Annotated in this window: 19 protein-coding genes; 9 read left to right on the forward strand and 10 right to left on the reverse strand. The window is 68.1% G+C overall.

Annotated elements, in window-relative coordinates; genetic code table 11:
• The 3 genes from OKJ99_RS20810 to dnaA form a co-directional block, all read right to left on the reverse strand.
• Positions 1 to 257 (reverse strand): NAD(P)-binding domain-containing protein (locus OKJ99_RS20810; protein WP_326018481.1); only part of this gene is annotated, 257 nt, incomplete at its 3' end.
• 165 nt (positions 258 to 422) lie between these two features.
• Positions 423 to 1,553 (reverse strand): DNA polymerase III subunit beta, encoded by a 1,131-nt coding sequence (dnaN, locus tag OKJ99_RS20815; protein WP_326018482.1) that lies wholly within the window; start codon positions 1,551 to 1,553, stop codon positions 423 to 425.
• Between the two features lie 920 nt (positions 1,554 to 2,473).
• Positions 2,474 to 4,558, reverse strand: a complete 2,085-nt coding sequence (gene dnaA / locus OKJ99_RS20820) for a chromosomal replication initiator protein DnaA (RefSeq protein WP_326018484.1) — start codon at positions 4,556 to 4,558, stop codon at positions 2,474 to 2,476.
• A gap of 382 nt (positions 4,559 to 4,940) precedes the next feature.
• On the opposite strand from dnaA, the gene rpmH reads away from it, so the two are divergent.
• The 9 genes from rpmH (at position 4,941) to OKJ99_RS20865 (ending at position 11,884) form a co-directional block, all read left to right on the forward strand.
• Complete coding sequence (rpmH, locus tag OKJ99_RS20825) at positions 4,941 to 5,078, forward strand: 50S ribosomal protein L34 (RefSeq protein ID WP_006381191.1); 138 nt, start codon at positions 4,941 to 4,943, stop codon at positions 5,076 to 5,078.
• Between the two features lie 20 nt (positions 5,079 to 5,098).
• Entirely contained in the window at positions 5,099 to 5,470 is a 372-nt protein-coding gene (gene rnpA, locus OKJ99_RS20830; protein WP_326018486.1) for a ribonuclease P protein component, read from the forward strand.
• Positions 5,467 to 5,817 carry a membrane protein insertion efficiency factor YidD gene (gene yidD, locus OKJ99_RS20835; RefSeq protein WP_326018488.1) on the forward strand — a complete coding sequence of 117 codons (351 nt, stop codon included), beginning with the start codon at positions 5,467 to 5,469 and terminating at the stop codon, positions 5,815 to 5,817. Before rnpA ends, yidD begins: the two co-directional genes overlap by 4 nt.
• Before the next feature lie 8 nt (positions 5,818 to 5,825).
• A complete protein-coding gene (yidC, locus tag OKJ99_RS20840; RefSeq protein WP_326018489.1) occupies positions 5,826 to 7,139 on the forward strand; it encodes a membrane protein insertase YidC in 1,314 nt (437 codons plus the stop codon).
• Between the two features lie 53 nt (positions 7,140 to 7,192).
• Positions 7,193 to 7,702 carry a Jag family protein gene (locus OKJ99_RS20845; RefSeq protein WP_326018491.1) on the forward strand — a complete coding sequence of 170 codons (510 nt, stop codon included), beginning with the start codon at positions 7,193 to 7,195 and terminating at the stop codon, positions 7,700 to 7,702.
• Positions 7,703 to 7,812: 110 nt separating this feature from the next.
• Positions 7,813 to 8,529 carry a 16S rRNA (guanine(527)-N(7))-methyltransferase RsmG gene (rsmG, locus tag OKJ99_RS20850; RefSeq protein ID WP_326018492.1) on the forward strand — a complete coding sequence of 239 codons (717 nt, stop codon included), beginning with the start codon at positions 7,813 to 7,815 and terminating at the stop codon, positions 8,527 to 8,529.
• 256 nt (positions 8,530 to 8,785) lie between these two features.
• Positions 8,786 to 9,862, forward strand: a complete 1,077-nt coding sequence (locus OKJ99_RS20855) for a ParA family protein (protein ID WP_326018609.1) — start codon at positions 8,786 to 8,788, stop codon at positions 9,860 to 9,862.
• Complete coding sequence (locus OKJ99_RS20860; protein WP_326018493.1) at positions 9,859 to 10,962, forward strand: ParB/RepB/Spo0J family partition protein; 1,104 nt, start codon at positions 9,859 to 9,861, stop codon at positions 10,960 to 10,962. Before OKJ99_RS20855 ends, OKJ99_RS20860 begins: the two co-directional genes overlap by 4 nt.
• 304 nt (positions 10,963 to 11,266) lie before the next feature.
• Complete coding sequence (locus OKJ99_RS20865; protein WP_326018494.1) at positions 11,267 to 11,884, forward strand: GNAT family N-acetyltransferase; 618 nt, start codon at positions 11,267 to 11,269, stop codon at positions 11,882 to 11,884.
• Between the two features lie 105 nt (positions 11,885 to 11,989).
• On the opposite strand, the gene trxA is transcribed toward OKJ99_RS20865, so the two are convergent.
• The 7 genes from trxA to OKJ99_RS20900 form a co-directional block, all read right to left on the reverse strand.
• A complete protein-coding gene (gene trxA / locus OKJ99_RS20870) occupies positions 11,990 to 12,322 on the reverse strand; it encodes a thioredoxin (protein ID WP_326018496.1) in 333 nt (110 codons plus the stop codon).
• 46 nt (positions 12,323 to 12,368) lie between these two features.
• Positions 12,369 to 13,346, reverse strand: coding sequence for a thioredoxin-disulfide reductase (gene trxB, locus OKJ99_RS20875; protein WP_326018498.1), 978 nt, complete (start codon positions 13,344 to 13,346; stop codon positions 12,369 to 12,371).
• A 118-nt stretch (positions 13,347 to 13,464) separates the two neighbouring features.
• Entirely contained in the window at positions 13,465 to 14,304 is an 840-nt protein-coding gene (locus OKJ99_RS20880) for an anti-sigma factor family protein (RefSeq protein WP_326018500.1), read from the reverse strand.
• Entirely contained in the window at positions 14,301 to 15,014 is a 714-nt protein-coding gene (gene sigM, locus OKJ99_RS20885) for an RNA polymerase sigma factor SigM (RefSeq protein ID WP_326018502.1), read from the reverse strand. Before sigM ends, OKJ99_RS20880 begins: the two co-directional genes overlap by 4 nt.
• A 33-nt stretch (positions 15,015 to 15,047) precedes the next feature.
• Positions 15,048 to 16,760 carry a protein kinase family protein gene (locus OKJ99_RS20890; protein ID WP_326018503.1) on the reverse strand — a complete coding sequence of 571 codons (1,713 nt, stop codon included), beginning with the start codon at positions 16,758 to 16,760 and terminating at the stop codon, positions 15,048 to 15,050.
• Between the two features lie 120 nt (positions 16,761 to 16,880).
• On the reverse strand, positions 16,881 to 19,127 hold the full coding sequence (gene murJ, locus OKJ99_RS20895) for a murein biosynthesis integral membrane protein MurJ (RefSeq protein ID WP_326018505.1): 2,247 nt from the start codon (positions 19,125 to 19,127) through the stop codon (positions 16,881 to 16,883).
• A gap of 45 nt (positions 19,128 to 19,172) precedes the next feature.
• Positions 19,173 to 21,542, reverse strand: a complete 2,370-nt coding sequence (locus OKJ99_RS20900; RefSeq protein WP_326018507.1) for a DUF6049 family protein — start codon at positions 21,540 to 21,542, stop codon at positions 19,173 to 19,175.
• Between the last annotated feature and the right edge of the window lie 6 nt (positions 21,543 to 21,548).

The following is a 21,548-nucleotide window of genomic DNA, read 5'->3' on the forward strand; positions in this document are numbered from 1 at the left end:
TTGCCGCCGTCGACGACGATGTCGCCCTCGGAGAGCAGGTCACCGAGCTCGTCGACGGTCGACTGGGTCGCGGCACCAGCCGGCACCATCACCCACACCACACGCGGGCCCTTGAGCTTGCCCACAAGCTCCTCGAGGCTGTGGACGTCCGCGAGGTCCGGGTTGCGGTCGTAGCCGAAGACGGTGTGGCCCGCGCGGCGGATGCGCTCGCGCATGTTGCCGCCCATCTTGCCGAGGCCGACGAGACCGAGCTCCATCAGTGGTTCCTTACGTTGCGACGAGGCGTGAGGTGGTGCGGGGGCGGTACGAGAGCACGCGCGCGTGGCGTCTCGTACCTGCGTCCGAGCCTAAACCCGGACGCTCCCGCACACCTGTGGGCATAGTCGCTCGGGCGAACCCGGGCGGCCTGCCCCTCAAGCTCCTCAGCCGGAGAGCCGCACCGGCATGATCAGGTACTTGTACGCGTCGTCCGCCTCGGCGTCCACGGCCGGCTTGCCGGAGAGCAGCGCGGGCTTGGTGGACGTCGTGAACGACAGCTGGGCGACCGGGGAGTCGATCGCGCTCAGGCCGTCCAGCAGGAAGGTCGGGTTGAAGGCGATCGAGATGTCGTCGCCGTCCAGGTTGGCGTCGACCCTTTCCACAGCCTGTGCGTCGTCGCTGGAGCCGGCCTCCAGGATGAGCACGCCCTGCTCGAAGCTGAGCCGCACCGGGGTGTTGCGCTCGGCGACGAGGGCCACGCGCTTGACGGCCTCCACGAAGGGGGCGGTCTCGATGACGGCCACGGAGTTGAACTCCGTCGGGAACAGCGTGCGGTACTTCGGCAGGTCGCCCTCGAGAAGGCGGGTCGTGGTGCGGCGGCCCGCGCCCTCGAAGCCGATGAGGCCCTCGCCCGCACCGGAACCGGCGAGCGCCAGCGTGACCGTGTCACCGCTCGTGAGCGCCTTGGCGGTGTCCAGGAGCGTCTTGGCGGGCACCAGGGCGACCGCGGAGGCCTCCGGGTCCTCCGGCTTCCACAGGAACTCGCGGACGGCGAAGCGGTAGCGGTCGGTGGACGCCAGCGTCACCGTGTCGCCCTCGATCTCGATGCGCACACCGGTGAGGACGGGCAGCGTGTCGTCACGGCCGGCCGCGATGGCCACCTGGGAAGCGGCGGCCGCGAAGACCTCACCCGGGACGGTGCCCGTGGCGGTCGGCATCTGCGGCAGCGCCGGGTACTCCTCCACAGGAAGCGTGTGGAGTGTGAATCGCGAGGAACCGCAGACAACGGTCGCTCGTACACCGTCTGTGGAGATCTCCACCGGACGGTTGGGCAGAGCACGGCAGATGTCGGCGAGCAGGCGACCGGAGACGAGCACCGTGCCCTCCTCGTCGATCTCCGCGTCCACCGATACGCGTGCCGAGACTTCGTAGTCGAAGCTCGACAGGCTGAGTGCGCCCTCCTCGGCCTTCAGCAGAAGGCCCGCGAGGACGGGCGCAGGCGGTCGTGCCGGGAGGCTGCGAGCCGCCCAGGCCACTGCCTCCGCGAGTACGTCGCGTTCCACCCGGATCTTCACCGTAAGCCGCCTCCTGCTGTTGCTGGCTGCTCTCGCCCTGCTTGGTCTTCGGTCTGCCGTCTGCATCGGCAGACGTGGTGTCGCTCGGCCCACTGACGGGGAGGACACCGGGGACCAGTCTGACGCACGGCACTGACAGTCGTTGCCCGCCTCGGTCAAGTCACGCCGAACCGAGGTCGAGGTGCTGGAAGCGAGTTGTGCACAGCCCCGTCTTCGAAACGAATTCTCAGCTCTTACTAGTTGGACGTAGTAGTAGGGGCTGTGGAAAGCGTGGATAACCTCTAAATCGCAGGTCAGAGGCGGTTTTTTGTCCACCGAGGCTGTGGGCGGAGGCGGTGGACAACCGGCTCTCGCTGTGGACGGCGGAAAGTTCTGCACACTCGATGCACAGCCTTGGGCGACTTCTCCCCAACGCCGTCCCCAGCTTTACCCCGGTTCTCCCCAGCCCAACCGACCACCTTGGTGTGACGCCTTTCACTCGCGGAGGTGAGATGGCGCGTCGCGTTGCCGAACAGTGGACAGCCGTGTGGAGAAGCTCTTGATCGCTGTGCACAACAGCCGCGAGCCTGTGGGTTGCCGGTGGACAACGTCATGCACAGCCTGTGGAGAAAAAATCTGTCCACAGTCTGTGGAGATCACTTTTCCACGAATCCACAGGCCTCTGACCTGGCTTGATGTCCTGTCACCCGGGGGCGCTGTGGATGCAGTCTGGACAACTTTCCAGTCCCCAGGGTGTGGACCGCAAAAACCCGGCAGATCTGTGGAGAACACCCGTAACGCGGCGGGGAATCGAACACCGGCCGAGCGCACGGTGACCTTGGACCGGTGGACGGCTCGACGGCAAGCCCGTCCGCAGGCACGAAAAAGGGCGCTCCGGGAGTCGTTCCCGAAGCGCCCTGCGGGTCGTAACCGGTCTGCTGTCAGCCGTTCTTGATGCGGTTGGTGAGCTCGGTGACCTGGTTGTAGATGGAGCGCCGCTCGGCCATCAGCGCGCGGATCTTGCGGTCCGCGTGCATCACGGTCGTGTGGTCGCGGCCGCCGAACTGAGCGCCGATCTTCGGCAGCGAGAGGTCGGTCAGCTCGCGGCACAGGTACATCGCGATCTGCCGGGCCGTCACCAGGACGCGGCTGCGCGAGGATCCGCAGAGATCCTCCACGGTGAGCCCGAAGTAGTCCGCGGTCGCCGCCATGATGGCCGGAGCCGTGATCTCGGGAGCGGCGTCCTCGCCACCGGGGATCAGGTCCTTGAGGACGATCTCAGTCAGCCCCAGGTCCACAGGCTGTCGATTGAGCGACGCGAACGCCGTGACGCGGATCAACGCCCCTTCCAGCTCACGGATGTTGCGCGAGATGCGGGACGCGATGAACTCGAGCACTTCCGGAGGCGCGTTGAGCTGCTCCTGCACCGCCTTCTTACGAAGGATGGCGATACGGGTCTCCAGCTCCGGTGGCTGGACGTCCGTGATCAGGCCCCACTCGAACCGGTTGCGCAGCCGGTCCTCCAGGGTCACCAGCTGCTTGGGCGGCCGGTCACTGGAGAGCACGATCTGCTTGTTCGCGTTGTGGAGCGTGTTGAAGGTGTGGAAGAACTCCTCCTGCGTCGACTCCTTGTCCGCGAGGAACTGGATGTCGTCGACAAGAAGGATGTCCATCTCGCGGTACCGCTTGCGGAAGGAGTCGCCCTTGCCGTCACGGATCGAGTTGATGAACTCGTTGGTGAACTCCTCCGAGCTCACGTACCGCACACGCGTGCCCGGGTAGAGGCTGCGCGCGTAGTGCCCGATGGCGTGCAGAAGGTGCGTCTTGCCGAGGCCCGACTCCCCATAGATGAACAGGGGGTTGTACGCCTTGGCCGGCGCTTCGGCGACGGCGACCGCGGCCGCGTGTGCGAAGCGGTTCGACGCGCCGATGACGAACGTGTCGAAAAGGTACTTGGGGTTCAGACGTGCCGTCGGCTCACCAGGGCGGGTCGCCGGCGCGGGCTGGGCCGCCAGGGGGCCGGGCGCCCCACTGGGCACGCCACGACCGCCAGGGCCGTGCCCACCGTCCTGGTTCGGACGGCCGCCCATCCCCGGCTTGCCGGGCTCACGCCGCTGCTGCCGCTCGCGCGAAGGCTCGTAGGAACCGCGCTCCTCATAGGACGACCGCTCTTCATATGAAGAGCGGTCCTTGTAGGAACGGTCTTCATAAGGTCGCTCTTCGTAAGAAGAGCGGTCCTCGTAGGAGGAACGGTCCTCATACGAGGGGCGACCGTCCCCCTTCTGCTCGTACGGAGGGCGCTCCTGCTGCTGGTCGTAGCGACCGCGCTCCGGCTCGTACGGCTGCTGTTGGTCGTAGGGCGACCGCTCCTGCTGCCGGTAGTCGTGCTGCGGCTGCTGTGTGGGCGTCGCGTACGGGTCCCGCTCCGGGAAACCGAGCCGGGGCTGCTGCCAGTTGTACTCGTCCTGCTGCGGACGCGGCCAGGCGCCCGGCTCGGGGCGCTGGTAGTCCGGGTAGGCGGGACGGGCGGTCGGGAGCTGGTCGGGCCGGGGCGCCTGGGGCTGTTCGGCCCGCGGGCCCTGGCCGTGCTCGTCGGCGCCGCGGCGCTCGTAGCCCTCGTAGGTCTCCCGGTTCTCGTACGTCTCCCGGTTGTCGAACGCGTCGCGCGGCTGGCCGGGAGACGGCTGCGGCTCGGGGGCCTCGTAGCGGTGCTGCGGGGCCGGCGGGGGCGTGGGGGCGGGCGGCTCGCCCATGGAGTCGTCGACGGTGATCGCGATCCGGATGGGGCGGCCGCACTCGCGGCTGAGGGTCTCGCTGACGACCGGGGCCAGTCGGCCCTCGAGTACGCCCTTGGCGAATTCGTTCGGAACGGCGAGGAGCGCGGTGTCGGCGACGAGTGCCAACGGCTGACAGCGCCGGATCCAGTGCTCGTCCTTCGTCTCGACGCCCTGCCCGCGGTCTTCCCCGAGGAGTTGCTCCAGAACTCGTGGCCACACTGCGGCAAGATCGGCAGGTACGTCAGCCACAGGGCACGCTCTCTCGCTGGTCCCACGAACGTGTGATTCCTGGGACGGATCGGGAAGAAAATCGGGTGGGGCGGTGAGAAGGGAACGAATCGGAGTTCAGCCACGGTAGTCAGCGCGACCGCTGCGGTTCAAGTTGTTGTCCCCAGCCTGTGGACAGTGTCCCTCGCATGACGTCGGTTTGACCGGATGGCGTAGCCGCGCGTACCGTGACCAGGTCGAGTTGTCGATGGCTGCTGCCGCCTGCCTCCGATGGGCAAGGTCACGATCCACAGTTCTTGCGGACCGTGTAGCGGTGCACTCGGGCGTATTCGCGAGCTACTCGTGGGCGCACGGTGACAGCCAGACGATGTCCCGCCACCACACGTTTTTCAGGAGCCCCCGAGTGAGCAAGCGCACCTTCCAGCCGAACAACCGTCGTCGTGCCAAGACCCACGGCTTCCGCCTTCGCATGCGGACCCGCGCCGGTCGTGCGATTCTCGCCAACCGTCGTGGCAAGGGTCGCGCCAGCCTGTCCGCCTGATCTCGTAATCAGGTTATGACGTGCTGCCTACCGAGTATCGGCTGAGGCGGCGCGAAGATTTCGCGACCGCGGTACGCCGGGGACGTCGGGCCGGACGCCCGCTTCTCGTCGTTCACCTACGTAGCGGTTCAACGGACCCGCACGCGCCCAGGGAGACTCTCTCCCCGCCGCGTGCGGGTTTCGTCGTGAGCAAGGCAGTGGGTGGCGCCGTCGTACGGAACGCGGTGAAGCGCAGGCTTCGGCACCTCATGCGCGACCGGGTGGCTTTGTTGCCCCCAGGTAGCCTGGTAGTCGTACGCGCGTTGCCCGGAGCGGGCGACGCTACCCACGCACAGCTGGCCCAAGACCTGGATGCCGCCCTACAGCGGCTGCTGGGAGGGGGCGCGCGATGAAGTACCCACTGCTCGCCTTGATCAAGATCTATCAGTGGACCATCAGTCCATTGCTGGGTCCGGTGTGCAAGTACTACCCGTCGTGCTCCCACTATGGCTTCACGGCCATCGACCGGCACGGGGCAATCAAGGGAACAGCGCTTACCGCCTGGCGGATCCTTCGGTGCAATCCGTGGTCGCTGGGCGGCGTCGACTATGTTCCGCCACGCAAGCGTCCGCGCTGGCACGAGATGCTGCGCGAGGCATGGCGCGGGGACAAAAAAACGGCCCCCGCCGTTGAGGGCGACAGCCCCTCTGCACAGGACAATAAGTCCGGAGCGACTTCGCCCAACGCCCAAGGAGCCTGATCAGGGACATGATTTCCGATATCGTCAACGCTGTATCAGGCGTTTTCGCGTTCCTCACGACCCCGGTGTCGTGGGTCATCGTCCAGTTCCACACGGTCTACGGGGCGATCTTCGGCCCTGATACCGGCTGGGCCTGGGGCCTGTCGATCGTGTCCCTGGTGGTCCTGATCCGGATCTGCCTGATCCCGCTCTTCGTGAAGCAGATCAAGTCGACCCGGAACATGCAGCTGCTCCAGCCTCAGATGAAGGCGATCCAGGAGCGCTACAAGAACGACAAGCAGCGTCAGTCCGAAGAGATGATGAAGCTGTACAAGGAGACGGGTACCAACCCGCTCTCCTCGTGCCTTCCGATTCTCGTGCAGTCGCCGTTCTTCTTCGCCCTGTACCACGTGCTCGCGGCCATCGCCGAGGGCAACACCATCGGCGTGATCAACCAGTCGCTCCTGGACAGCGCCCAGAAGGCGCACATCTTCGGTGCCCCGCTGGCCGCCAAGTTCACGGACAGCGCCTCCGAGGTCCAGGCCATGGGCGCCTCGCTGACCGACGTCCGCGTGGTCACCGCGATCATGATCATCATGATGTCGGCGTCGCAGTTCTACACGCAGCGCCAGCTCATGACGAAGAACGTCGACCTGACGGTGAAGACGCCGTTCATGCAGCAGCAGAAGATGCTGATGTACGTCTTCCCGCTGATCTTCCTCTTCATGGGCATCAACTTCCCCGTCGGTGTCCTCGTCTACTGGCTGACCACCAACGTGTGGACCATGTGCCAGCAGATGTACGTGATCAACCGGAACCCCACGCCGGGTTCCAAGGCTCAGGCCAAGATGCTCGAGGGCCTGCAGAAGCACGTCGTCGAGCACAGCGCCACGAGGAACAAGCGCGAGCGGAACATCGTCAAGGCGATCGTTGCCAAGGGCCGCGACCGCAACGATTACGAGCGCAAGTTCATCAATGGGCTGAGCAAGGCCGGCCTCGCGGCTCAGACCGACGGCACCGTGGCCAAGGGCTCCGCGGCCGCGGAGGAACTGGACGAGGACGGCCTGCCGAAGGGTGCGAAGCGCCAGCAGCCCAAGCGCCAGTCCAAGTCGCAGCGCCAGTCCGGTGGCTCGACAGCCCAGGGCTCGGACAAGGACGACTCCCCCTCCTCGGAGAAGACCTCGCTGGAGAAGGAGGACGAGCCGCAGGACGCGAAGCCGCAGTCCAAGGCCAAGCAGTCCGGTGGCGCCAAGCCCGCGGGCGGCTCACAGCAGCGCAGCAAGGCCAAGTCCGGGCAGCGCAAGGGTGGCCCGCAGCGGCCGAAGTCCCCGTCCAAGAAGTAAGACCTCGACGTAAGACGTTGGCGCAAGCCTTGACGCAAGAAGGAGCCCATCCCGTGACGGAAGGCACCACCGCCGCTGCTGAGGGTGGCGACACCCTGACCCGCCTCGAGCAGGAGGGTGAGATCGCCGCGGATTACCTCGAGGGTCTGCTGGACATCGCTGACCTCGACGGCGACATCGACATGGACGTCGAAGCCGACCGGGCCGCCGTGTCCATCGTCAGCGATGTGAGCAGCCGCGATCTGCAGAAGCTGGTCGGTCGCGACGGAGAGGTCCTCGAGGCGCTCCAGGAGCTGACCCGCCTCGCGGTGCACCGGGAAACCGGGGACCGCAGCCGCCTGATGCTGGACATCGCCGGCTACCGCGCAAAGAAGCGCGCCGAGCTCACCGAGCAGGGCGCCAAGGCCGCGGCCGAGGTGAAGAACACCGGTGAGCCGGTCAAGATGAATCCGATGACGCCCTTCGAGCGCAAGGTCGTGCACGACGCCATCAAGGCGGCCGGCCTGCGCAGTGAGTCCGAGGGCGAGGAGCCGCAGCGCTTCGTCGTCGTGCTTCCTGCCTGAGCGGCAGCACGTCGCCTTCCGGCCCCGTCTGTTTCGCAGGCGGGGCCGATCTTTGTCAGCCTGTTAGTCAGCCACTTACTGCGGTAGAGCGGTACGGAAGGACGGTCCCCGTGACGGAGGCAGCAGAACTCCCCCCGGCCCCGGAGCAGGCCCGGGTGGTATTCGGCGAGCGCTTCGCGGACGCGGTCCGGTACGCGGAGCTTCTCGCTGACGCGGGAGTGCAGCGCGGCCTCATCGGCCCGCGCGAGGTGCCGCGTCTGTGGGAGCGGCACATCCTGAACTGCGCCGTGCTCTCTGAGGTGGTCCCCGAAGGCGTCACCGTGTGCGACGTCGGTTCGGGTGCGGGTCTACCGGGGATTCCGCTCGCCCTGGTCCGCCCGGACCTGAAGATCACTCTGCTGGAGCCGTTGCTCCGTCGTACGACCTTCCTGACCGAGGTCGTAGAACTGCTCGGGCTCGACCATGTGACCGTGGTGCGGGGACGGGCCGAAGAGGTCCTTGGCACGTTGACGCCCGTCCATGTCGTCACCGCTCGCGCCGTGGCTCCGCTGGACCGGCTGGCCGCGTGGGGCGTCCCGCTGCTCCGGCCGTACGGGGAGATGCTGGCGCTCAAGGGCGACACGGCCGAGGAAGAGCTGAAGAGCGCGGCTTCCGCCCTGAGCAAGCTCGGCGCGGTGGAAACGTCGGTCCTGCATGTCGGCGAGGGCATGGTGGATCCCCTGTCCACCGTCGTGCGCGTAGAGGTCGGGGAGAGCCCCGGCGGCGTGCGTTTCGCGGCGAAGCGCGCCAAGGCGGCCCGCACGGGGCGTGCCCGGCGCAGGCGCTGACGCACCCGCAGTACTGCACAAAAGCTGTCAAACGTACGCATCTCGGGGTGTCGCGCGGGAGCGCGTCGTGCTGCGGTGCATCGTGTTTCACGTGAAACGTCGCTCACTGCTGCAGGGCATCATCAGTCGCGGCCGCGCGGCGGCTGCTCCCCGCGACCAAAAACCCCTCGGATCCCTCGATACGGACACGGAGTTGTCCACAGAGGGGGATTCGTCCACAGAAGCACGGGCCTCGCTGGTTCTTGACCCCGAAGGCATGGGAGGCTCTGTTCATTGTGAGCCTGAAGTCGAGGAGAGTGAATCCTTGCGGTCCGACGCCAACATCGCGGGACCGATGACCGACCCGGTCCCCGGTCCCCGTACCGAATCGGCGGGGGAAGATGTTTCACGTGAAACACCGCCCCCGATGGACGACACACCCATCGGTCGCGCTGCCCAACTGGCAGTAGAAGCTCTTGGCCGTGCGGGCGAGGGCCTGCCACGTCCCGAGCAGACCCGCGTCATGGTGGTGGCCAACCAGAAGGGCGGGGTCGGTAAAACCACGACAACGGTCAACCTTGCCGCCTCACTTGCGCTGCACGGCGCACGTGTCCTGGTGGTGGACCTGGACCCACAGGGCAACGCCTCCACGGCTCTGGGCGTCGACCACCATTCGGAAGTGCCCTCCGTTTACGACGTGTTGGTCGACAGTAGGCCGCTCTCCGAAGTCGTCCAGCCCGTCCCTGACGTGGAAGGCCTCTTCTGCGCCCCGGCCACCATCGATCTCGCCGGTGCGGAGATCGAGCTGGTCTCTCTGGTCGCGCGGGAGAGTCGACTGCAGCGCGCCATCCAGGCGTACGAGCAGCCGCTGGACTACATCCTCATCGACTGCCCACCGTCGCTCGGGCTCCTGACGATCAACGCCATGGTTGCCGGTGCGGAGGTACTGATCCCGATCCAGTGCGAGTACTACGCACTGGAGGGCCTCGGACAGCTGCTGCGGAACGTGGACCTCGTGCGTGGGCACCTCAACCCCGCCCTGCACGTGTCCACGATCCTGCTCACGATGTACGACGGACGCACTCGGCTGGCGTCCCAGGTCGCAGATGAAGTCCGTACTCACTTCGCTGGCGAGGTCCTTCGAACGAGCATTCCGCGCTCGGTGCGTATTTCGGAGGCCCCGAGTTATGGGCAGACCGTGTTGACCTACGATCCAGGGTCGAGTGGGGCACTCTCCTACCTCGAAGCGGCGCGAGAGATGGCGCTGCGCGGGGTCGGGATTCACTACGAGGCCCAGAACGCCCACACGGGCACTCAACTTGACCAGCAGAGTACGTCGGAGGGGATTCAGTGAGCGATCGACGGAGGGGACTTGGCCGAGGACTCGGCGCGCTGATCCCGGCTGCCCCCACACCCGAGAGGACGGGCCCGGCCACGCAGGCGGGAGGCGCGTCGGCGTCTCCTGCTTCGGTGCCGGTGCTGACGACCGAGCGTGGAGTGGCGGCCGCGAAGGTGGCTGCGCTGTCACAGCCGCCTGTTTCACGGGAAACCGAGGAGCTGGCGGCCGCGACAACCGAGGACTTCGAGCGTCCGGCGGGAGCGCATTTCGCCGAGCTGCCGATCGACGACATCACGCCCAACCCGCGCCAGCCGCGTGAGGTGTTCGACGAGGACGCTCTTGCCGAGCTCGTCACGTCCATCAAGGAAGTCGGCCTGCTGCAACCTGTCGTCGTACGACAGGTGGGGTCCGGCAACTACGAGCTCATCATGGGCGAGCGGCGTTGGAGGGCCTGCCGAGAGGCGGGGCTCGAGCGCATCCCGGCCATCGTGCGTGCCACGGACGACGAGAAGCTCCTCCTCGACGCGCTCCTTGAGAACCTGCACCGTGCACAGCTGAACCCGCTGGAAGAGGCTGCCGCCTACGACCAGTTGCTCAAGGACTTCAACTGCACGCACGATCAGCTGGCCGACCGGATCGGCCGGTCCCGCCCGCAGGTGTCCAACACGCTGCGGCTGCTGAAGCTTTCGCCGGCCGTCCAGCGCCGCGTGGCCGCAGGTGTGCTGTCGGCGGGGCACGCGCGAGCGCTGCTCTCCGTCGAGGACTCCGAGGAGCAGGACCGGCTGGCCCATCGCATCGTTGCCGAAGGGCTCTCGGTGCGGGCCGTCGAGGAGATCGTGACCCTCATGGGGTCGGGGCCCAAGAGCAACGCACGGGCCAAGGGGCCGCGGGCCGGTGCCCGGGTCTCCCCGGCGCTGAGCGATCTCGCCACGCGGCTCTCGGACCGCTTCGAGACGCGGGTGAAGGTCGACCTGGGGCAGAAGAAGGGCAAGATCGTCGTCGAATTCGCCTCGATGGACGACCTGTCGCGCATCCTCGGCTCCCTCGCGCCCGGCGAGGGGCCGGTGCTCCAGAACGGTCTTCCGGAGGAGACCGACGGCGACGAACAGGACTGACCACCGCCCTGTGGCGACCCGAGAGCGGGCCGTGTTCCGGCATGTACCGGAACACGGCCCGCTCTTTGCTTATCTACGGTATCGAGCGAATCCCATCGTGGTTACGATGCGACGAAAGAGCGCATCCACCCGGCGGCACCTCATACAGGAGGCGGGTCATGCGATCGGTGAGTCGCACCGGATTGATGACCGCAGGTCTCGGCCTGGGAGCGGTCGGCGGATTCGTCGGCAGCTTGCTCAGGGAACGGAGCGTTCTGACGGCCGCCCGCGCAGCGGCGGGCGAAGGAAGCGAGGAACTGCCTTCATGGGGCGTCGGCTCGTACCGCTCACGCTGGACAACCTCCCGGACCTCCCCAAGCGTTGCCGTTCGTGTGTCTTCTGGGAGCTGGACGCGGTCAGCGGCCAGGCCGCGGTAAAGGCGGGCACGCCCGAACTGGAGAAGGAAGCGTGGATCTCCGCCGTCCTGCTGGAGTGGGGCTCCTGCGGACGCGTCGTCTATGTGGATGACGTTCCGGTCGGCTTCGTGCTCTACGCGCCCCCCGCGTACGTCCCACGCGCCACTGCCTTCCCGACAAGCCCGGTGTCCCCCGACGCCGTTCAGCTCATGACGGCCTGGATCTCTCCCGACTATCAGGGGCAGGGCCTGGGCCGGGTCATCGTGCAGACCGTCGCGAAGGATCTGTTGCGCCGGGGCTTCAAGGCGATCGAGGCCTTTGGGGACGCCCAGTGGAAGGAACCCGCCTGTCTGCTTCCCGCGGACCATCTGTTGGCGGTTGGGTTCAAGACCGTGCGGCCCCACCCCTCGCATCCGCGGCTGCGCCTGGAACTGCGGACGACGCTGTCCTGGAAGGAAGACGTCGAGATGGCCCTGGACAGGCTTCTGGGAGCCGTGCAGAAGGAACCGGCACTCCGGCCGCTGTGACAGGAGATGGGCCCTTACAACGGAAACGGGCCGACCCCGATAGGGTCGGCCCGTTCGTGTTTCACGTGAAACAACGACCGCCGTCTGTAAGACGGCGCCGCATGATTACTCGGCGATGAAGTCCTCGAGGTCGCGCACGATGGCGGCCTTGGGCTTGGCACCGACGATGGTCTTGGCGACCTCGCCACCCTGGTACACGTTCAGGGTCGGGATCGACATGACGCCGTACTTGGCGGCCGTGCCCGGGTTCTCGTCGATGTTGAGCTTGACGACCTCGATCTTGTCACCGTGCTCGGCGGCGATGGCCTCGAGCGACGGCGCGATCTGGCGGCACGGGCCGCACCAAGCGGCCCAGAAGTCCACCAGGACGGGCTTGTCGCTCTTGAGGACGTCCTTCTCGAAGGTGTCGTCCGTGACGTTCTTCAGGTTGCCGGCCACAGCAGGCTCCTCATTTCTTGGGGGATTACGTGAGTGGGAGTTCAGTTCAGACGCTGGCGGTCTGGGTCTTCTCGGGCTCGGCGGCCTCGCCGTCGGCGAGCGAGGCCAGGAAGCGCTCGGCGTCGAGAGCGGCGGAGCAGCCGGTGCCGGCCGCCGTGATCGCCTGCCGGTACGTGTGGTCCACGACGTCGCCGGCGCCGAAGACGCCAGTGAGGTTCGTGCGCGTCGAGGGCGCCTCGACCTTCAGGTAGCCCTCGTCGTCGAGCTCGAGCTGCCCCTTGAACAGCTCCGTGCGCGGGTCGTGGCCGATCGCGATGAACAGACCGGTGACCGGCAGCTCGGAGGTCTCGCCCGTCTTCAGGTTGCGCAGCGTCAGGCCCTCGAGCTTCGGGTCGCCCTTGACCTCGGCGACCTCGCTGTCCCAGATGAACTTGATCTTCGGGTCGGCGAAGGCGCGCTCCTGCATCGCCTTCGAGGCGCGCAGGGTGTCGCGGCGGTGCACGATCGTCACGGAATTGGCGAAGCGCGAAAGGAAGGTGGCCTCCTCCATCGCGGTGTCGCCGCCGCCGATCACGGCGATGTCCTGGCCCTTGAAGAAGAAGCCGTCACAGGTTGCGCACCAGGAGACGCCGCGGCCGGAGAGCGCGTCCTCGTTCGGGAGGCCGAGCTTGCGGTGCTGGGAGCCGGTGGTGACGATGACGGCCTTCGCGCGGTGCACGGTGCCCGCGGTGTCCGTCACGGTCTTGATCTCGCCGCTCAGGTCGACGGCCACGATGTCGTCGGGGACGAGCTCGGCGCCGAAGCGCTCGGCCTGGCCGCGCATGTTGTCCATGAGCTCGGGGCCCATGATGCCGTCCTGGAAACCGGGGAAGTTCTCCACCTCGGTCGTGTTCATCAGTGCGCCACCAGCGGTGACGGCACCCTCGAACACGAGCGGCTTCAGCGACGCGCGCGCGGTGTAGAGCGCCGCCGTGTAGCCGGCGGGCCCGGAGCCGATGATGATCACGTTACGGACGTCGCTCACGGCTTGATTCCTCGTCTCTGCGGGACTGCTGCGTACTGCCAGGGGAGGCCATTGGGAGGACTCTCACCCCACCCAACGGATCCTACGGGGCATGCATTCCCGACGTGCCCGGCCACACCTAGCGAGTGCTCTTGAGCGCCCCGGAGCCGTGGTCGTAATCGTGCTTGTACAGCAGCGTGCCGGCTGAGGAGGAGGACGAGTCGACACAGGAGGAATCGACGACGAAGGCCGTGACCTGGTGGGCCGGATCCGTCTTGTGGGGCAGCACGACGAGGTAGGCCTTCTTCCCTTCGTACGTGCCTGTCTGCGCGGCGAGGGGGTCCTCGTTCCGGTGGGTTCCGAGCTGGATGCACGGGGGCACCGAGACGGCGCGTTTCTGCATCGGAGCCTTCGTCCCCTGCGTACTGGGCCCTGCATCTTCCGTACTGAGCGTCGAGGAGCCGAGCAGCGTCGTGACCTTCGTCTCCAGAGTGTCCTTGGCGAAGGTCGACGCGCCATGGCTCTTCCCCACGACCGGTGAGCCGCCCTCGTCGTTCTGGATGAAGAGGGCTCCTACACCGATCGCGGTGACCGTCAGGACGGCCCCGAGGACGGCACCAGTCCGCCTCCGGTTGCCACGTGCCTTGCGTCCCGGGCCGGTGGCTCCGTGCGGGTGTCCGGCAGGACGGTCGGCCGCGGTCGTTGTTTCACGTGAAACGGGACCCGTTTCACGGTCCTCTTCGAAGGCCAGGGCGGCATTGATCCGGCTCGCGATCTCCTCCGGCATGCGCGGCGGGGCCGATACGGCACCGAGCGTGCCCCGAATCTCTTCCAGGGACGCGAGGACATCGGCGCAGAGCGCGCAGCCGTCGAGGTGCTGCTGGACGTCGGTCGTACGAGTGGGAGGCAACAGACCCTCGGCGAGTTCGGAGATCTCGGTGACCTCCGGGTGCTCTGCCGTGTCGGTCGTGGATGTCACGCTCGCCCACCTCCGCCCTTCACCGCAGCCGAATCGGCAGGTCCTGTCTCGTCACGAGGTCCCGCTGCGGGTGGGACGGATGTCCCCTGCGCCCGGTTCCTTCCAGGGGGCGGGTTCTCGCCACCTTCCTGGCTCCCGCTTTGCGGGCGGAGGTGTGTCAGCAGCGGAAGCAGTTTGGCTCGGCCGCGCGCGCAGCGGCTCTTGACCGTGCCGGTGGGCACGTCGAGGATCCGCGCGGCCTCGGCGACCGGGTAGCCCTGCATGTCGACGAGGACAAGGGCCGCGCGCTGATCGCTGGGCAGGACCGAGAGCGCCTCCAGGAGCTGACGGTGCAGATCGCCCCGCTCGACGGGGGCGTCCGCGGACTCGTGCGGCTCCAGGAGCTGATCCAGCCGGTCGGCGTCGTCCACGGGCGCGGTCTTGCGCGAGGCCATCTTGCGAGCCCGGTCCAGGCACGCGTTGACGGTGATGCGGTGCAGCCAGGTCGTCACCGCGGACTGGCCGCGGAAGGTGTGGGCGGCGCGATAGGCCGAGACCAGCGCATCCTGCACCGCGTCCGCGGCCTCCTCCCGGTCCCCCAGCGTCCGCAGGGCCACGGCCCAGAGGCGGTCGCGGTGGCGTCGGACGAGTTCACCAAAGGCGTCCTTGTCGCCGGCGACATGACGGGCGAGGAGGTCCTGATCGTTCGCTTCGCCGTAGGCGTCGTCCACTGCCGAACCCCCTCCCCGTGGTGAGCCGTGCCGTCAGCCGGTGAACTCCACATCGGTGATGCCCTGCTTGAAGCCCGCGCTGCTGTAGCCATCCTGGCCTGCGCGGGGCAGGGCGGTCAGCCAGACGAGCAGATAACGCGTCTTGACCGGGTCATTGGCCGTGATCTTGGCGGAGGTGGTCTTCGAATCCGTCGTGGATCCGATCTGCTTCAGGCCGGACACCGGGCCCGGATCGAGGGACGGCGAGGCGTACAGGGAAACAGTGGTGTGGTCACCGCCGTATCGGAGCCCTATCGATGCGGCCGAGACGTCCTTGGCGGAGCCGAGGTCGTAGACGATGCCGACGCCGGGCTTGATGACCATCTTCGGGCCGTCGACGAAGGACTTGGTCCGCCAGTACGTCGACGTGCTGTTGTCGTACGTCTTGTCGACTTCGCCCGGAGCCTGGGCGTCACCTTCGGCGACGAACTCCTTGGCGCTCTCGATGGAGATCGGCTTCGCGTCCTGCTTGCTGCCCTTGCCGCTGTCGTCCGAGGTGTCCGTGGATCCGGAGCTGCCCGCGGTGCCACGGTCCATGAGGGCGTCGGCGAGCTGCCAGCTGCCCAGGCCGAGGGCCGCGATGAGCAGCGCGGAGACGGCCCACTTGAGGGCCTTGCCGGTACGGCTGTGCAGCGGGGGCGGCGGCGTGGGGACCGGCTGGGTGGCGCGTGGGGCGGAGCGGCCGTAGTTCCCCTGCTGGTACGTGGTCCGCTGGTACTCCGGAGGTGCCGTGAAGGCGGGCTCCGGCGGCCGGATCCTGGGCATCTCGCCGATGGCCTTCACCAGGTCCTCCGGCATGGTGCACGGCGGCTCCTGGCGGGACGCGGTCGCCCCGTCGTTCGCGAGCGCGCGCATGGACAGCTCCGCCAGACCGCGGTGGACGCCGGCGCGCACCTGGTCGGGAGCGATGAGGCCGACGCCCTTGGGCAGACCGGAGAGGCCGTAGGCGTCGTCCTCGTACGGCCAGCGCTGGGTCAGGGAGGCGTACAGGAGCGCGCCGATCGCCTCGGTGTCGGCGCGCTGCGGGGTATCGCAGGTGATGCCGCGCAGCGCCGCGTTCACGGCGAGGCCGCGGATGCGCCACTGCCCGGAGGAGGTGCGCAGCACAGCGCTCGGCGTGAGGCGCAGATGGGCGAGGCCCTCACGGTGGGCGGCCGCCATGGCGTGGGAGACCTGGTTGACCATCTGGTACGCGTCGTGCGCCTCGAGAGGGCCGACGGCGAGCAGGGCGGTCAGTTCCGTGGCATCGGGCAGCCACTCGTGGACGACGTAGACGAGATCGTTCTCCTCGACCGCGTCCAGCACCTGCACGAAACGGGGGTCGCCCAGAAGGGCCGACGAGCGGGCGGCGGCGAGCACCGGACGCCCTCTGGGGTGATCGGCGGGGAGGATGTGCACGCCGACGGCGCGGCGGAGCTTCTCGTCCACCGCACGCCAGCTGCTGAAACCGTCCAGACGGGTGACGCACTCTTCGAGCCGGTAGCGTCTGGCGAGCTTGTGCCCGCTGTGCAGCTCGGGCGGTGACGCGGCGCCGGGGCTCAGATGAGTCCCCGTCTCCGCGGTGTCCACGGCCTCCTCGCGCTCCGGCGCGTCCTGCTCCCCGGTATCGACCACCCCGTCGGCCGTGGCCTGCCCCGCCTTGGCGGTCAGCGGCTCATCACCACTGTTGTCGGCCACGTCGACGGCAGCCGTGCTCCGTTCCGCCACCGTCGTTCCTGCCTCCCCATCCGTTGCACTCACTCCGACGCCAAAGCCAATTGTGCCCACAGTCCGGCGCTATGCACGACACGCGATGGCCACCGATGGTTGCACGCACTTCCGGCCGACTCAGCGGCCGAGACGACCGCGGACCATGCCGACCAGCGAATTCAGTTCTTCAATCCTCATCTTGCGGGCTGCCACGTAGAAGACGCCGAGCAGCGTCACACTGCCCACGACCAGCGCCGCGATCGAGCCGAGCACACCGTGGCCCAGTGCCTGCGTGACCGCGTACCCGATTCCGCCGCCGACGACCGTCGCCGGCAGCGACGCGAGGCAGAGCCGGGCGTAGGTACGGACGACGTGCGCGCCGTCCAGGTCGCCGCCGAGCCGGTTGCGCAGCCGCCGCCAGGCCACACCGACGCCGATCGCGTACGCGATGCCGTAGGCGAGGGCCATGCCGACCACGGCCCACTGAGCGGGCAGGATCAGGTAGCAGATGCCTGCTGCGGCGGCGTTGACCGCGGCGACGATGACCGTGTTGTAGAAGGGCGTGCGGGTGTCCTCGTAGGCGTAGAACCCGCGCAGCACGACGTACTGCACGGAGTACGGAATGAGGCCGAGACCGAAGGCCATGAGGATGTAGCCCATGGACTGGGCGGACTCGACGCCGCTGGAACCGAAGAGCAGGGTGCACATCGGGACGCCGAGCGCCACGAACATGAACGAGATCGGGACGATCGCCACGGCCGAGGTGCGCAGGCCGGAGGAGATGTCGTCGCGGACCGCGCCGGGGTCGCCGTCGTGGGCGGAGCGCGAGATGCGCGGCAGCAGCGCGGCCATGACCGAGACGGTGATGATCGCCTGCGGCATGCCCCAGATCAGTTGGGCGTTCGAGTAGCCCATGATGCCCGAGCCGGCCTGGCCGGACGCCTTACCAGCCGCCGTGGCGAGCTGGGTGACGACCAGGACGCCCGCCTGATTGGCGAGGACGAACAGGACGGTCCACTTGGCGAGCTTCATGGCCTTGCCGAGGCCGTGGCCCTTCCAGTCGAAGCGCAGGCGGAAGCGGAAGCCGGTCTCGCGCAGGTACGGGATCATCGCGAGGGACTGCACGACGAGGCCGAGCAGGGTGCCGATGCCGAGGAGGCGGATGCCCTCGTCCGGGATGGTCGTGACGCCCATCTGCGATTCGGCCGCGGTCCCGTAGACCCAGATGAACGTGCCGAACGTGACGATCATGACGATGTTGTTGAGGACCGGGGTCCACATCATCGCGCCGAACTTCCCGCGCGCGTTCAGGATCTGGCCCATCACCACGTGGATGCCCATGAAGAAGATCGTGGGCAGGCAGTAGCGGGCGAAGGCGATACCCACGCTGTTGGCGTCCGTGTCGCTGGCCACTGTGTTCGACATCAGGTGGATCAGCAGTGGGGCAGCGAAGACGACGACCGCGGTGATGGCGGCGAGCGCCACCATGACCAACGTGAGCAGGCGGTTGGCGAAGGCCTCGCCGCCGTCCTCGTCCTCCTTCATCGCGCGCACGAGCTGAGGTACGAACACCGAGTTCAGGCCGCCGCCGACGGTGAGGATGTAGATCATCGTCGGCAGTGTGTACGCGACGGTCCAGGTGTCACCCAGCAGTCCGGCGCCCAGCGCCGCGGTGATCACCATGGTGCGGACGAAGCCGGTGAGGCGTGAGACCAGCGTGCCCGCCGCCATCACCGCGCTCGACTTCATGATGTTGGAGGCGCGGCCGCCCTTCTTCGCCGCGGGCGCCGGTGCGGGGGTCGCGGCCGGTGGCGGCGGGGGCTGCGGAGGACCGAGCTGCGTGGTCGGGTTGTCGACGGGCTCGGCCGGCGGGCGACCCCCGCTGTGGCCGGGCTGCTGGTCGCGGAACAGGTGCGCGAAGGCGTCCGGTTCGTGGCTCTCCTCCGCGGAGTGCGTCACCAGGTCGTCGACGCCCACGAACTGTGTCGTGCGGGCATCGTCGCCGTACGGCAGATGCTGTGTGGGGCCCGCCGGCTCCGGCGCGGGCGTCTGCGCCCACACGCGGGGGTCGGGCTGGTACTGCTGCGCGGGCGGCGGCGCGTACAGGGGCTGGTGCGCCTGCTGCGTGCCCGGGGGCGGCGGAGGATGCGCGGCGCGGTCGTACAACGCCTCGGTCACCGGGTCTTGGGCGGTCAGGTCGTGCGCCCGGTACGGATCCTGCTCGTACGCGTCCTGAAGGTACGCGTCCTGCGGATACGCGTCGGGGGCAGGCTGCGGCGGCGGCACCTGTCCCTCGGGCTGTGGTGAACCGGCGTACGGCCGGCCATCGCCCGAGGCAGAGCCGCCCGAGCCGTGGCCACGCTCACCGTCGTACGGCGCGTTCATGGTTACCCCACCTCATCGTCCCCGGCCCAGCGGCCCCGACATCGCTCAACGGTCCACTCTCTCACCCGTTCCCGACGGGTCCGTGCTTTCCGGAGCGGTGTCAGCCGTCGGGTCACTCGGCTGCTGCGGAACGTCTGCCCGTGCGGTGTCGGCCGGGTCTCCGTCCGGCTCGTCGCCCGCTTCGTCGTCCGTGGCCACGGAATCGCCCTCAGGGGCGTCCTCGTCGGGCTGCGCGGCGGCGGCCCGCTTGCGCTGCTGGTACATCCGGTAGCCGGCCAGGACGAGCAGCAGGACACCGCCGGCGATGACGAGCATCACGGTCGGGGTGACCTCGGTGACGTCGACCTTGAAGGCGAGCGGTTCGCCGTAGGGCGCACCGTCCTGCGTGTACAGCTGGGCGTGCACCGTGATCGGGCCCGTCGCCTTGGCCGTGGTCGTGAACTTCACGGACTGGCTGTGCCCGCTGGCGATCTTCACTTCCTGGTCCTGGAAGGTGTCGCCGCCGATCTTGAGGCGGGTGCCGTTGCCCGAGGTGAGGCGGAGCGTGAGGTGGTCGACGTCCTGCCACAGGTTGTTCTGCACCGACACCGGGATCGTCGCGCTGCGCCCGGAGAGCTTCACCTCGGACTTGTCGATCAGCGCCACCTGTTCGGTGAGGCCCGACAGATACGAGGAGACGCCGTCGCGGAAGCTCCCCGACATGCCCGACTCGGCACGCCACGACGTGGACATCTCCCGGTCCATCGCGCGGCCGAACGGGGTCACCACGCGGGACTGGTCGGTGAGGACGACCTGGAAGTTCTCGAGGTCACGCTGGGTCGCCCGGATCTGCTCGAAGGCCGACCGCGACAGCTCCTGCTTGCGCAGTGACGAGGGGTACGCGTGCGGGACACGCGTGGTGGCGGCGGGGTCGGGCTTCGCCTTCGCGGCGGCCGACAAGGTCTGGGGCTGCGACCAGGTGCCGTCCTGCAGTGCATGCAGCGCCTTGGCCATGGTCTGGGCCTGGCTGGCGGTGGGCATGCGCTGCGGGGCCACGACGACGCTGCGCTGCTTGTCCGTCTGCTTGTTCAGCATCAGGGACTGCGCGAGGAACTTCTGGATGGCGAGCGTGGAGCCCTCGGCGCCCGTCATGTCGCCCTGGAAAGCGGTCGACAGGCGGCCGTCGGCGACCACGGCCGAGGCGCCGCCGCCGATCGGGCGGGCGGCGGACGGCGTGTACGTCAGGCCTGCGCTCTCCGGGAAGTGGTCGCTGCGCGCGATGATCTTGTCGGCGCCCGCGGACGTGGCGACCTTGACGATGTCCCGGTCGACGGCGCCTTCCGCGGGCCATGCGTAGGACGTGTCCGGCTTGGTGTGCAGGATCGTCTGCACGGTCAGGGTGGCGGCGTCCGTGGCGTCCTTGAGGTGACCGAGGGAGCCGGTGACCTTCGTGCCCGTGTGCGCGAGCGAGGCAAGATCCGGGTCGGCGAACGGAAGCGTTACCACCTTCTGGCCCTGCACGGCGGTCTCCAGGTCGCTCAGCCACTGCTTGGCGTCTGCCTGGTTCTTGCCCGGCCTGAGCTTTCCGTTGGCGCCCTTGACCTTGTACGGCTCCGTCATGGCGTCGACCGACGCCAGCAGGTCGGGGTCGATCACCCAGGTCACGTCGAGTTCGCTGCCGAGGGCCAGCATCTGCTGGAGGCGGCCGCCCGGACCGATCTGCTTCGCCAGGTCGTTGTCGTCAAAGACAGGCGTCTGCTGTTCGTTCGCGCCCGTCTCGGCGGTGAGATGGGAATCGGAGATCAGCGGCCACAGGGCCGTCGTCCGCATGCTCGTGTCGGCGTTGCTCGGCTGCCAGGGCAGGAAGGTCCGCTGGATGCCGAGTGTCTGCTGGTACGGCTGCGCGGCGGTCTGTCCCATCAGGGCGACGCTGAGCTGGTAGACGCCGTCGGCGCCGAGGTGCAGCGCCTTGACGGGGACGGACAGCTTGAAGTCCTGCGCGACGCCGGGCGCCAGCTTGGCGAACTTCTTGCCGTACTTGCGGGAGATCTCGCTGCCGTCCGCGGCGCCGCCCGTGCCGTTCTTCGCGGCCTGGTCGACGGCTGTGCGGCCGCTGTACGACGTGCCGACCCGCAGGCCCACGTGGGCGCCCGTGACCGGCTGCTTGCCCTTGTTCGTCACCGTGCCGCTGACCGAAACGGTGTCGCCGTCCGTCGGCGCGCTGGGTGAGAGAGAGTTCACGGCCACATCGACCGTGCTGGTCCCTGTCGAGCTCGAGGCGGCGGTGGCCGGGGTGGCGGCACCGGCCGGGGCCGCGGCAGGCAGCAGCGGCAGCGACGCCAGGAGCGGCGCGGCCGCGAGCAGGGCCCCGGTGCGCCGTAGCAGTCGCCGAGCAGGTGAGGGGCTCACCGTTGAGAAGTCTGCCGCCTCGGCCACGTGGTC

Origin of the sequence: Streptomyces endophyticus, from assembly GCF_035798155.1 — a bacterium.
GTDB classification, from domain to species: Bacteria; Actinomycetota; Actinomycetes; order Streptomycetales; family Streptomycetaceae; genus Streptomyces; species Streptomyces endophyticus.

Coding starts and splice junctions, on each gene's coding strand:
- yidD (WP_326018488.1), top strand. CDS start 5,467: ATGAAGTACCCACTGCTCGCCTTGATCAAGATCTATCAGTGGACCATC.
- yidC (WP_326018489.1), top strand. CDS start 5,826: ATGATTTCCGATATCGTCAACGCTGTATCAGGCGTTTTCGCGTTCCTC.
- OKJ99_RS20855 (WP_326018609.1), top strand. CDS start 8,786: ATGGGAGGCTCTGTTCATTGTGAGCCTGAAGTCGAGGAGAGTGAATCC.
- OKJ99_RS20865 (WP_326018494.1), top strand. CDS start 11,267: ATGGGGCGTCGGCTCGTACCGCTCACGCTGGACAACCTCCCGGACCTC.
- murJ (WP_326018505.1), bottom strand. CDS start 19,127: ATGAACGCGCCGTACGACGGTGAGCGTGGCCACGGCTCGGGCGGCTCT.